Annotated in this window: 9 protein-coding genes; 8 read left to right on the forward strand and 1 reads right to left on the reverse strand. The window is 62.6% G+C overall.

The genetic code is table 11. The features are described from left to right. Positions 1–25: 25 nt before the first annotated feature. Positions 26–325 carry a DUF3349 domain-containing protein gene (locus WIN67_RS20805; RefSeq protein WP_213665703.1) on the forward strand — a complete coding sequence of 100 codons (300 nt, stop codon included), beginning with the start codon at positions 26–28 and terminating at the stop codon, positions 323–325. A gap of 28 nt (positions 326–353) precedes the next feature. Further along, positions 354–791: an SMI1/KNR4 family protein gene (locus tag WIN67_RS20810; RefSeq protein WP_213665704.1), complete on the forward strand. Its 438-nt coding sequence runs from the start codon at positions 354–356 to the stop codon at positions 789–791. A gap of 52 nt (positions 792–843) precedes the next feature. Here the strand turns inward: WIN67_RS20810 and WIN67_RS20815 are convergent, their stop codons facing one another. Then, a complete protein-coding gene (locus WIN67_RS20815; RefSeq protein WP_265073490.1) occupies positions 844–2,472 on the reverse strand; it encodes a PvdJ/PvdD/PvdP-like protein in 1,629 nt (542 codons plus the stop codon). 173 nt (positions 2,473–2,645) lie between these two features. On the opposite strand from WIN67_RS20815, the gene pvdM reads away from it, so the two are divergent. From pvdM to WIN67_RS20845, 6 genes are all read left to right on the forward strand, one after another. Further along, positions 2,646–3,995 (forward strand): pyoverdine-tailoring dipeptidase-like protein PvdM, encoded by a 1,350-nt coding sequence (pvdM, locus tag WIN67_RS20820; protein WP_339069981.1) that lies wholly within the window; start codon positions 2,646–2,648, stop codon positions 3,993–3,995. Between the two features lie 32 nt (positions 3,996–4,027). Next, positions 4,028–5,314, forward strand: coding sequence for an aminotransferase class V-fold PLP-dependent enzyme (locus WIN67_RS20825; protein ID WP_110653649.1), 1,287 nt, complete (start codon positions 4,028–4,030; stop codon positions 5,312–5,314). A 47-nt stretch (positions 5,315–5,361) separates the two neighbouring features. Beyond that, positions 5,362–6,252 carry a formylglycine-generating enzyme family protein gene (locus tag WIN67_RS20830; protein ID WP_268561690.1) on the forward strand — a complete coding sequence of 297 codons (891 nt, stop codon included), beginning with the start codon at positions 5,362–5,364 and terminating at the stop codon, positions 6,250–6,252. Between the two features lie 32 nt (positions 6,253–6,284). Beyond that, complete coding sequence (locus tag WIN67_RS20835) at positions 6,285–7,304, forward strand: GNAT family N-acetyltransferase (protein WP_268561691.1); 1,020 nt, start codon at positions 6,285–6,287, stop codon at positions 7,302–7,304. A gap of 329 nt (positions 7,305–7,633) precedes the next feature. Then, positions 7,634–9,289 carry a cyclic peptide export ABC transporter gene (locus WIN67_RS20840; protein WP_102880142.1) on the forward strand — a complete coding sequence of 552 codons (1,656 nt, stop codon included), beginning with the start codon at positions 7,634–7,636 and terminating at the stop codon, positions 9,287–9,289. Between the two features lie 113 nt (positions 9,290–9,402). Further along, a complete protein-coding gene (locus WIN67_RS20845; protein WP_180988411.1) occupies positions 9,403–11,880 on the forward strand; it encodes a TonB-dependent siderophore receptor in 2,478 nt (825 codons plus the stop codon). The last annotated feature ends 505 nt before the right edge of the window (positions 11,881–12,385 follow it).

The raw sequence follows: 12,385 nt of genomic DNA on the forward strand, positions 1-12,385 counted from the left end.
AACAGACGCGAGCAACACCCCCACCATGCCCATCGGAACCGAGCTGGACGCCTCCCTGGCAGACGTACTGTCGATGCTGAAAAGAGCATTCCCGAACGGAGTCAGCCCAACCGATTACCGCCCTCTTCTGGCAGCGCTATATGAACATCTGTCAGATCGAAACCTGGCGAATGTCATCTCACAGCTCACCCACAAGGACCCGGATCTGGTCCTCAACGAGATCTACGAGGCCGTGACCAGCAACAAACCGAAAGCTCAGGAGATAGCATCGCTAACTCGGCTCCTGAACCATCACGGAGCGTCTGAAACACTGGCCGACACCTGATGCCTCGCCCCTCAAGAAGACCAGGACAATGAACTTCAGTGAATTTGAACAACTGCTGAATGCCAAGAAGAACCTCCATCCGATCTGGTTTGAGCTCCCTTCGGACAGCGCCGCCACCGAGGAGGACATCACCGAGACTCAAAATGACTTGGCGCTGCAACTTCCTGTCGAGTACAGCCAGTTCCTGCAGAAATATGGGGGCGGCTACTTTGCCTTGGGAATCGTCTACTCACTGGACAGAGACAGCGATTTCAACCTGGCCAGAATCAATCGACAACACCCACTGATTGGCAAGTGTCATCTGTTGTTTTCAGAGAACGGCTGCGGCGACTTCTACGGATTCCGGATTGAAAAAAACCAATGCCTGGCAGAGGTGTGCTTTTTTGATCATGAAACCCAAGCATGGCAGCAGACCGGATACCCAGAACTGTTCAGCTTCCTGGCGGAAGTGGCCCTTTCGATCTGAACACCCCTAGCAACGACCTCCAGACTCGAAGTTCGCGATCAGCCCGGCGCCACTACAGCAGCCGCTGCCTGACCTTCAAATGCCGCGCATACCAGGGCCGGCGCGGCACCTTGCGCAGCAGATCGGCCAACTGCTTTTCATCCTCGATAAAGGTGATGCGCAGGGCCAGCTTCATGGTTTCCGGGTCCATCTCCACGGTCTTGCCGGTCTGCAATCCAGGGATAGTGCTGCAACCGTGGGTCACCGGCCCCAGCCAGGGATCGCCGGCCTCGACCCAGCGCCCCGGGGCGAACCAGGGCACGCCATTGACTTCCAGACGCTTGAGCTCGCCGGGATGGAAACGCTCGTGGGCGCGGAACCAGTCCTCCAGGCGGTCGTCAATCCAGCCATGGAAACGCCAGAACACCGGGCTGACATGGGAGGAGAACGGGTCGCCGAGAAAGTCGTTTTCCGGCTGGTACCAGCGCGGGGAAAAGTCCGCCGGATCGCGGGCCATGGGCACCGGTGCACCGCTGGAAGGATCACGCGGCACCGAGGCCCAGCGCATGTGCAGCCAGTCGTGCAGGCCCAGTTCAATCTCCGAGCCGAACTGCCCCAGGGTCAGGTTCGCCAGGTAGCGCGGGTTGCGATACTGCGACTCCCAGACCTGGAAGTTGCTGTGGTAGGTCTCGCCGGCCTTGATGTCGCTGACCCACTGGCTGTAGTCGTCATCGTCATCAGCCAGCCACGCCGGCGGCAGGGAACCGCCGTCATGGTTGTCGAAATAGCGGGCGAAACCCAGGCGATCACGCAGCAGTTCCGGCTGCGGCAGGGGGAAATGCTGCCAGGACGGCAAATCCTGCATGGAACGCGCCGTGCCCAGCATGTGCCGGTGCATGAAGAAGAAATCGATGCCAGAGCCGTTGCGATCCTTCTTCGGACCGCGCGCATCGCGCTCCTGCCCCCGGGGACCGGGCTGCCAGCCGATGCCGCGCAGGGCGTCACGCTTCTCTTCGGACAGCCGGTGCCACTTGTCCCGGGTCGCGTGCCACAGCTGGTGGAACAACCGATGCTCGGGCGACACCAGCCAGGCCTGCAGCGTCGGGTTCAGGCCGATACGCTGGCGGGCTTCGGGAAACATCTGCTTGGTGGCGACAAAGCGGTTGTCCAAGGCGGGCAGCGCCAGGGGCCGGTCCAGGCGCTCGACCCGGCCGCTCAGGGTGCCGCTGCCGGCGTTGGCGAAATCGGCCCAGACTTCATCCAGGCTCATCTTGAACTCATAAGTGGCGGCACCGTCCACCGCCGTGGCAGGAATCAACCGCCAGTACATTTCACCCGGCTGCGGGTTCACCAGGTCGGCAACGATCCGGTAGCGCGGCTCGGCGGCGCCGCGCAGGCCCTCGGCGGTGTCCAGGTAACCGCGCAGGCCACGCCCGCGCTGGGCGATGTCGAGAAACACTTCCAAGTCCTGGCGCCCCAAGCCATCGAGCCCGGCATCGGCACCTTCAAAGCGAATGCTCCAGATGCCCCGCAACTGGTCCGCCAGGCGTTGCCCGGCGGTATCCGCCAGCTCCACTGTGGCCTCGCCCGGGGTGATCGGGAATTCCTCACGCGTCAACTCGCGATGCACATAAAACGCCGCCGGCACTGCAGCGCCAGTCAGCGCCAAGCCCGCCATGAACCCTCGTCGAGAAATCGTCATTGCCCTACCTGTGTCAGCCCTGATGCAGGCTTTATCCAAGCTAGAACGTTTATTGCCCACGGAAATTTACCGCCCGCGCAGGGGGCTTAAATTTCTTCGTCACTGGCTCGTTCTTCCCAGATAGCAAAGGCCCCTGTGCCTGCACCTTGACGGCGAAACCGACTGAGATGGCAATGACAAAACCACGTTCGAAGAAGGCTCTTTACATCGGCCTGCCGCTGGCCCTGGCGATTGGCGCCGGCGCCGGCTTCCTGGCCTGGGACTACTGGTTCAGGGACAACCCGGGCTACCCGGTCAAGGTGATGAAGCAGGCAGAAGAACTGCAGGAGCGCATCCTCTCCTTCGACAGCCACATTACCGTGCCCCTCGATTTCGGCAGTGCCGGCAACGAGGCCGACAAGGACGGCAGCGGCCAGTTCGACCTAGCCAAGGCCGGACGCGGGCGCCTGTCCGGCGCAGCCCTGGCGATCTTTGGCTGGCCGGAAATCTGGAACGGCGCAAATGCCCCTCATCGTCCCACGGCGGGCTTTGTCGACGCCGCGCGCAACGAGCAGGAAGCGCGCTACAAGATCCTCACCGGCATGGTCCGCGACTTCCCCAACCAGGTGGCCATTGCCCACACCCCGGAAGAGTTCCGCCGCCTCAATGGTGAAGGCAAGTTCGCGGTGTTCCTCAGCATGCTCAACGCCTACCCCCTGGGCACCGATCTCGACCAGCTCGATCTCTGGGCGGCCCGGGGCATGCGCATGTTCGGTTTCAGCTACGTGGGCAACAACGCCTGGTCCGACTCCTCGCGCCCGCTGCCGTTCTTCAACGACACCCCGGACGCCCTCGGCGGCCTGTCCGACCTGGGCCGGCAGGCCGTGCGCCGGCTCAACGACCTGGGGGTGATCATCGATGTTTCGCAGATGTCGACCAAGGCCCTGGAGCAGGTCAGCCAGCTCAGCCGCGCGCCCTTCGTCGCTTCGCACTCGGCGCCCCGGGCCCTGGTGGATATCCCGCGCAACCTCAGCGACAAGGAAATGCAGCTGATCAAGGACAGCGACGGCGTGGTGCAGATCGTCGGTTTCCCCACCTACCTGCGCCCCCTGAGCCAAGCGACCCGGGACAAGCTCAACGCCCTGCGCGCGCGTTTCGACCTGCAACCCTTGACCGGGCTGGAAATGGCCCTGATGCCCGGCGACGCCATCATCACCGTGTGGCCCGAACAGCGTTTCGGCGAATACGCCGGCGAGCTGTACAGCATTGTCGAAGCGGAACCCAAGGCCACCCTCAAGGACTTCGGCGACGCCATCGATTACGCCGTGAAGAAGATCGGCATCGACCACGTCGGCATCAGTTCGGACTTCAACGACGGCGGCGGCCTGGACGGCTGGAAGGATGTCAGCGAGGGCCGCAACGTCACCGCCGAACTGCTGCAGCGCGGCTACAGCGAAGCAGATATCGCCAAGCTCTGGGGCGGCAACTTCCTGCGGGTCTGGGAGCAGGTGCAGAAATCCGCCAAGCCCCTGGCCAATCGCTGATCCCCCCTTTTGCCAACCAGTGAAATGAGCTCATGACCGATCGCCGTACATTTCTCAAACAGGCCGGCATCCTCGCCGCCGGCCTGCCTCTGGGCGCCGGCGCCCTGGCCGCGTCCGGCACCAGCGCTAGCGCCCCGGCGCCCACGCCCAAGGACCCATGGGCGCAACTGCGCCTGCTGTTCGACCAGGACCCGGACTCCATTCACTTTTCCAACTTCCTGGTGACCTCGCACCCAAGGCCCGTGCGTGAAGCCATCGAACGGCATCGCGCCAATATCGACCGCAACCCCGGGCTGGCCATGGACTGGGACCTGCAGGAACCCTGGAAACGCGAGGCCGAGGTGCGTCGATGGGCGGGTCGCTACCTGCAAGCCAAGCCCGGCCAGATCGCCCTCACCGGCAGCACCAGCGAAGGCCTGGCGATGATCTATGGCGGCCTTCACGTGCGGCCCGATCAGGAGATCCTGACCACGGTGCACGAACACTACGCCACCGAGTACAGCCTGGAATACCGGGTGCGCAAGCAAGGCACCCAGGTGCGCAAGATCAGCCTGTTCAAGGACCCGCACCGGGTGTCCAAAGATGAAATCCTCGACTCGATCAAGCGCAGTATCCGCCCCAATACCCGAGTCCTGGGCATGACCTGGGTGCAGTCGGGCAGCGGCGTGAAACTGCCGATCGGCGAGATCGGCCAGTTGGTGGACGAGTTCAACCGCAACCGCGACGACAAAGACCGAATCATCTATGTGGTGGATGGGGTCCACGGGTTTGGCGTGGACAACCTGGACTTCCCCGACATGCACTGCGACTACTTCATTTCCGGCACCCACAAGTGGATGTTCGGCCCTCGCGGCACCGGGATCATCTGTGCCCGTTCCGAGGAGCTCAAGGACGTTACCCCCAGCGTGCCGACCTTTTCCGAGGACAACAATTTCGCCACCAGCATGACCCCCGGCGGCTACCACGCCTTTGAACACCGCTGGGCCCTGGATGAAGCCTTCAAGCTGCATTTGCAATTGGGCAAGGCCCAGGTCCAGGCGCGCATCCACGCCCTCAACAGCTACCTCAAGCAACGTCTGCAGGAGCTGCCCCAAGTGGAGCTGGTCACCCCCCTGAGCCCCGAGCTGTCAGCGGGCTTCACCTTCTTCCGGATCAAGAATCAGGACTGCGACAAATTCGCCGCCTACCTGATGGCCAATCGGGTGGTGGTCGATGCCGTGGACCGCGACGTCGGTCCGGTGATCCGTACCGCGCCTGGCCTGCTCAACGACGAACAACAGATCGATCGCTTCATGGACCTGCTGCGCAAAAAGGTCTGAAACCGCTCCTCCTTGCGCCCTGCGTCACTTTTAAAAAGAGAGTCATGATGAAACAGCATTCACTGAGCACCGCCCTCCGCCCGCCCCTGGCCAGCTTCTCCCTGGCCCTGCTGTTGAGCCTGTTCCTGCCGACCGCCGCCCAGGCCGCCGCCTCGCCCCAGCCGGGCAAGGTGTTCAAGGACTGCAAGGACTGTCCGGAAATGGTGGTGCTGCCCGCCGGCACCTTCACCATGGGCACCCCCGCTGACGAGGTCGGCCGCCAGGAGGACGAAGGTCCGATGCATGAAGTGACCTTCGCCAAGCCATTCGCCATCGGACGCTTCCAGGTCCTGGCCGGCGAATGGGCGACCTACCTGAAGGAAACCGGCTACCAGATGCCCGACGGCGACACGCGCCCTGGCCGCGAATGCAAGGCCGGCAAACCCCGCTACGAAGTCGGTCCGCGCCAACCGGCGGTATGCATGGACTTCAACGAAGCCCAGGCCTACACCGCCTGGCTGTCCAAGCGCACCGGCCAGCACTACTTCATCGTCAGCGAAGCCATGCGCGAATACGCGGCCCGCGCCGGCAGTACCGGCCCCTTCCCCTTCCCTTTCGACGAGGGCAAGGAGTACAGCATCGCCAAGTACGCCAACACCTACGGCCCGGAAGACGGCTTCAGCTTCACCTCACCAGCCGGCTCCTTCCCCGCCAACGCCTTCGGCGTCTACGACATGCACGGCAATGTCTACGAGTTCACCCCCGACTGCTGGCATGAAAACTATGTCGGCGCCCCCACCGACGGCAGCGCCTGGACCGAGCCCAACTGCAGCGTCCTGCAGATGCGCGGCAACGATTGGACCGAAGCGCCGATTTTTTCCCGCTCAGGCAACCGCAACAACATCTACCCCACCGATCGTGGTGACTGGCTGGGGTTCCGGGTTGCCCGCGACCTTTGACCTTCCCCCTCATCGCCTGACGGAGACACATCATGAAAGCAGCTTTGTTCACCCTGTCGCTGAGCGACGGTTCCACCGCCAGCGTGCATGACGCCGAAGAGAACCAGGGCAGCCTGCACACCGAGGGCTTCGCGGCACTGAACTTTCGCAGCGATGGCGAACTGATCGAGATCGCCGGCGAGATTGCCCCCAACTACCCGGCCAGTGCGCTGCTGGCCTTGTTGGGCGGGCATTTCTGCTACAAGAAAAAGTCCGCCCAGGTGCGGGTTCGCCTGCGTGCCAGCCGTGACTTTGCCGTGTCAGCCATCCGCCAGGGGGTCTTTGACACCTTGCTCGCCGCCGATGCCCACCAGGTGGAGCTACAGTGCCGACGCAGCACCTTCTGGCAGCACCCGCTGCCCTGGCTCAGCGCTCCGGCCAGCGCCCACACCGCGCCCTTCTACCAGTTCAGCGGCGAGAAACGTCACCCACAACGCCCGCCACTGCCCCAGGGCGAGGTATACCGCCGTCGACTGCCGGGGCTCAACACCGAGTTCAGCCTGCGCACCATCGATCCAGACCGTGACCTGCAAGCCTTCAATCGCTGGATGAACCTGGAGCAGGTGGCGTTCTTCTGGGAGCAGGCCGGCAGCCTCGACGAGCACGCCGCCTATCTGCAAGACATGCTCGCCGACCCGCGGGTCCATCCGTTGATCGGCTGCTACGACGACGAGCCTTTCGCCTACTTCGAAGTCTACTGGTGCAAGGAAGACCGCATCGCCCCCTACTACGACGTGCAGGACCACGACCGCGGCTGGCACGTGGTGGTGGGCGAGAACAAGCACCAGGGCATCGGCAAGCTCAAGGGCTGGTTCAATTCGCTGATGCACTACATGTTCCTGGATGATCCACGCACCCAGCGCATCCTTGGCGAACCGCGCATCGACCATGACCGGCAGATCGACTTCCTCAAGTCCCAGGGCTTCGGTCACTTGAAGGACATTCAACTGGCCCACAAGAAAGCCGCTCTGCTGCGCCTGGAACGCGAGTTCTTCTTCGATCGACCACTTTGAGCTGATCCAGCGGTCGCTGCAGCCTCCCTGCAGCGACCGACGCACGGCGCGACGCCAGGCCTGCGCTAAATCCCCCCAGCGCCACTTCGTCTTCTCTGCAACGGTCTTGAGTCAAGCCCCGTCCCGAACGCGACAGCCTCCTCAAGCCCGGCATTGAAGCGCACGGCACTGCACGCCGCGTCGCGCTGTGCACCCCGGCCCCTTGCCCGTATCTCGATCCATTCCAGAGGAAGCGCACCAGATGAACCCGACGGCTGCACCCCGGCCCCCATGCCTCAACGCAAACCGCCTCTCACCCGCCCTTATCCGTGCTTGAACCAGGAGTCATCATGAACAGCCCTCCGCGTAGCCGCAGCGCCATCCGTGACCTGCTGGGCCTGCTCAAACCTTTCTGGCCCACCGTGGCCGTATCGATCGTGCTGGGCATCATCGGCGGCCTGAGCATCACCGTCCTGTTGGCGACCATCAACCAGGCCCTGAACGGCGCCGACGGCCTCAGTCGCGGCGTGGTCCTGACCTTCGCCGGGCTGTGCCTGCTGGCGCTGCTGTGTTCGATTCTGTCGGACATCGGCAGCAACTACGTCGGCCAGCACATCATCAGCAAGCTGCGCAAAGACCTGGGGGAAAAAGTCCTCAGCGCGCCCATCGAGCAGATCGAACGCTATCGCAGCCATCGCCTGATCCCGGTACTGACCCACGACATCGACACCATCAGCGACTTCGCCTTCGCCTTTGCGCCACTGGCCATTTCCCTGACCGTGACCCTGGGCTGCCTGGGTTACCTGGCCCTGCTCTCATGGCCGATGTTCCTGCTGATGCTGGTAGCCATCGTGATTGGCTGCAGCGTGCAGTTTGTCGCGCAGACCAAGGGCATCAAGGGCTTCATGGACGCCCGGGATGAAGAGGACAACCTGCAAAAGCACTACAACGCCATTGCCGACGGCGCCAAGGAACTGCGCATCCACCGGCCTCGCCGCAACCGCATGTTCAACCAGCGGATCAAGCACAGCGCCGAGCACATCTGCAACAAACAGATCGAGTCGGTGAACATTTTCATCGTCGCCAAGACCTTCGGCTCCATGCTGTTTTTCGTGGTCATCGGCCTGGCCCTGGCCCTGCAGTCCTTTTGGCCCAACAACGACCGCGCAGTGATGAGCGGTTTCGTCCTGGTGCTGCTGTACATGAAGGGCCCCCTGGAGTTGCTGATCGGCAACCTGCCGATTGTCAGCCGCGCCCAGGTGGCCTTCCGCCGCATCGCCGAACTGTCCGAGCGCTTCTCCTCCCCCGAACCGCACCTGCTGCTCAGTGAAACCGCGAGCCAAGCCCAGACTGTGCACAGCCTGGAACTGCACGATGTGCGCTACGCCTTCCCGGCCGTCGAAGGCAGCGCGCCCTTTGCCCTAGGCCCGGTGAACCTACGAATCAAGCAGGGCGACATCGTCTTCATCGTTGGCGAGAACGGCTGCGGCAAGACCACCCTGATCAAGCTGCTGCTGGGCCTGTACCGACCCCAGGAAGGCGAGATCCGCCTCAACGGCCACGCGGTCACCGCCCAGACCCGCGACGACTATCGGCAACTGTTCACCACCATCTTTGCCGACTACTACCTGTTCGACGACCTGGTCCAGGGCGGCGAACAACTGCCCGAAGAGGCCGAACAATATCTGCGCCGCCTGGAGATCGGGCACAAGGTGAGCATCCGCGACGGGGCCTTCACCACCACCGACCTGTCCACCGGGCAACGCAAGCGACTGGCGCTGGTCAACGCCTGGATCGAAGAACGCCCGGTGCTGGTGTTCGACGAATGGGCCGCCGACCAGGACCCAACCTTCCGGCGCATTTTCTACACCGAGCTGCTGCCGGACCTCAAACGCCTGGGCAAGACCATCATCGTCATCTCCCACGACGATCGCTATTTCGACATTGCCGACCAGTTGGTGCGCATGGAAGCGGGCAAGGTCAGTTGCGAACTCGAACCGGCTTGATTTTTTTCGTCTCGGCTTTCCGGTTTTCGGGAAGTCGAACGTCTCATAACAAGTTTGAGAAACATTCACATTTAAAACGAATTCCCATTGCCGCTTAATAAGAGCAAATGAACATGCCAGCACCTCTTGGACTCACCCCCCTGAAAACAGCCCTGCTCATGCGCCATGCGCTGCGGCCGAGCTTGCGTCCCTATCTGCTTGGGGCCGTATTGGCGCTGCCCTGTGCCGCCCAGGTACAGGCCCAGCAAGCCAATTTCGATATTCCTGCACAGTCACTGGGCAGCGCCTTGCAGACATTCGGCCAGCAAGCCGACCTGCAAGTGCTCTACAACCAGGACAGCGTCCAGGGCAAGCGCAGCACGGCGATCAAAGGCGCCTTGCAGCCCGACCAGGCCCTGTCGCAACTGCTGCGCGGGACCGGGGTGAGTTATCAGCGCCAAGGCAACACCGTGACCCTGGTGCAAAGCAGTGGGGCTGTGGAGCTGGGGACCATGAACATTTCCACTCAGGGGCTGGGGAGCACCACTGAGGGGACTGGTTCCTACACCACCGGGCAAAGCAACTCGGCCACGCGCATGGACCTGTCCCTGCGTGAAACGCCGCAGTCGGTGAGCGTCATCACCCGCCAGCAGATGGATGACCAAGGGTTGACCGAACTGGCGCACGTCATGCAGCAGACCCCCGGGATCACGGTCAACCGCGAGAGCTCCGAAGGCTACGTGTATTACTCGCGGGGCTTTGAAATCCAGAACTTCCAGTACGACGGCATTCCCAGCCTGGGCACCGACGGCGGCAACATCCGCGACAACTACAGCATCGGCAACACCCTGATCTACGACCGCATCGAAGTGCTCAAGGGCGCCACCGGCCTGGTCAACGGCATCGGCTATCCGTCCGGGGTGATCAACATGGTGCGCAAGCGCCCCACCCGGGAATTCCAGGGCCACGTCGCCGCTGGCGCCGGTTCCTGGGACCGCTACACCAGCGAAGTGGACGTTTCCGGCCCGCTGGTGGAAGGCGGTGCGATACGCGGACGGATGGTGGCCGGCACCGGCAAGCGCAACAGCTTCATCGACTATCAGAAAGGTGAGCAGAACGTCTTCTACGGCATTCTCGAAGGCGACCTGAGCGACGCCACCACCCTCAGCGTCGGCTACGACTACCAGAAGAACAACAACGACGCCACGACCAACACCAGCTTGCCGGTGTTCTACAAGAACGGTAATCGGATCAAGTTCTCCCGTTCCACCAACCCGGCGGACAAGTTCGCCTACCGCAACCAGGAAACCCAGCACGCCTTTGTCGGCCTCGATCACCAGTTCGACAACGACTGGACCTTCAAGGCGACGGTCAACACACGCAAGTACACCTCGCGGGAAATCATCGCCGGCATGTCCAGCGAGCACGTCAACCTCGACAACAGCCAGGACTATGGCTACCTGCCGCCGGGCGGCGTGGCCAACTTCGGCTCCAACAGCGACGAGAAGTCCTTCGATGCCTACGCCAAGGGTCCGTTCGCGCTGTTTGGGCGCACCCACGAACTGGTGCTGGGCTACAACTATTCCCACGCCACCACCCGCTCCAAGCGTATCGACGGCACCACCACTGGAGTCATCGACGACGTGCTGAACTGGAACAACAGCATGCCCTACCCGACCGACTGGGCCTGGTGGTCGACCTTCGACATCAAGAGCACCCAGAAAGTCTCCTACGCAGCGGTGATCCTCAAACCCACCGACGCCCTGAACTTCATACTCGGTGCCCGGGTCACCGACTACGACTGGCAGATCGATCGGGTCAACGCCCTGCGCCAACTGCCGCGCATCTCCACCACCAACTCCGGGGAAGTCATTCCCTATGCCGGCATCACCTATGACCTGGACGACTACCACACGGTCTACGCCAGCTACACCGACATCTTCAAGCCACAGCCCTACAGCCTGGACGTCAGCGGCAAGTCCCTGGAGCCGCTCACCGGGCAGAGCTACGAAGTGGGGGTCAAGGGTGAATACTTCGACCGTCGCCTGAACGCCAGCCTGGCGCTGTTCCAGCTCAAGCAGGACAACCTGGGCGAGAATACCGGCGTCATGGGCGTTGACGGCTTCGAGGCCATGCGCGCGATCAAGGGCGCCACCACCAACGGCATCGAACTGGAAATGGCCGGTGAAGTGCTGCCGGACTGGAACGTCAACGCCGGCTACGTCTACCAGGAATCCTACGACGCCAAGAACAAGCGCGTGGCCACCACCCAGCCACAGCACTTGTTCAAGGTAGCCACCACCTATCGCCTGCCTGCCGAACTGAACAAAGTCACCGTAGGCGGCAACATGCAATGGCAGAGCTCGACCTCCTTCGTCGACAACAGCTTCGTCGATGCCGCCTACAACCAACTGCCCAGCCACAAATTCACCCGTGCCAGCTACGCCGTGGTGGGCCTGATGAGCAGCTACGACTTCAACCAGAACCTCAAGGCCACGGTCAACCTGAACAACGTCTTCGACCGCAACTACTACAGCGGTATCGGCACCTACAACTCGGTCTACTACGGCGACCCGCGCAACGTCATGTTCAACGTCAAATACAGCTTCTGATTCCCCTTGGTTGAACCCCTCCCCGCCCCGGTCACCGGTGCGGGGATTTTTTTTGCCCGAGGCGCCAGCATCGACCTGATGTCTCGCCCTCAGTCTTCGGCATACGCATTGGTATTGGATTTTCGTAGGAGCCGGCTTGCCGGCGAAGAGGCCCGCAAGTCATGCGTCGCCTGGGCGGACGCCTTCGCTGGCAAGCCAGCTCCTACACAAACGCACCCCACCCTTAGCTTCAGGCCGGCCGGCAGGCCGCCGTCACGCTCTTGATCTGAACGCCCCGTTAACCACGATGGCCGAACGCAGGCATTGAGCCGTGGGTAACCCGGCAGGGATGCCGGGTTAGCCGCCACCCGGCCAAGGATGGCCGGTGGCGGCGGCCCACGGATCAATGCCTGCGTTCGGGCATGCCGAGCCTAGGCGAGGCACCGAGTGGAGGGGCAAAGCCCTTTGGTTACTTTGGGGCCCCAAAGTGACTCGCCGTAAGGGCAAAACCGCCAGCCGCCGCACC

It is taken from the genome of Pseudomonas idahonensis, from assembly GCF_037903935.1.
GTDB classification, from domain to species: domain Bacteria; phylum Pseudomonadota; class Gammaproteobacteria; order Pseudomonadales; family Pseudomonadaceae; genus Aquipseudomonas; species Aquipseudomonas danubii.

Bases quoted from the DNA above. Each gene is read 5' to 3' on its own strand.
- pvdM (WP_339069981.1), top strand. From the start codon at position 2,646: ATGACAAAACCACGTTCGAAGAAGGCTCTTTACATCGGCCTGCCGCTG.
- WIN67_RS20815 (WP_265073490.1), bottom strand. From the start codon at position 2,472: ATGACGATTTCTCGACGAGGGTTCATGGCGGGCTTGGCGCTGACTGGC.
- WIN67_RS20810 (WP_213665704.1), top strand. From the start codon at position 354: ATGAACTTCAGTGAATTTGAACAACTGCTGAATGCCAAGAAGAACCTC.
- WIN67_RS20825 (WP_110653649.1), top strand. From the start codon at position 4,028: ATGACCGATCGCCGTACATTTCTCAAACAGGCCGGCATCCTCGCCGCC.
- WIN67_RS20840 (WP_102880142.1), top strand. From the start codon at position 7,634: ATGAACAGCCCTCCGCGTAGCCGCAGCGCCATCCGTGACCTGCTGGGC.
- WIN67_RS20845 (WP_180988411.1), top strand. From the start codon at position 9,403: ATGCCAGCACCTCTTGGACTCACCCCCCTGAAAACAGCCCTGCTCATG.
- WIN67_RS20835 (WP_268561691.1), top strand. From the start codon at position 6,285: ATGAAAGCAGCTTTGTTCACCCTGTCGCTGAGCGACGGTTCCACCGCC.
- WIN67_RS20805 (WP_213665703.1), top strand. From the start codon at position 26: ATGCCCATCGGAACCGAGCTGGACGCCTCCCTGGCAGACGTACTGTCG.
- WIN67_RS20830 (WP_268561690.1), top strand. From the start codon at position 5,362: ATGAAACAGCATTCACTGAGCACCGCCCTCCGCCCGCCCCTGGCCAGC.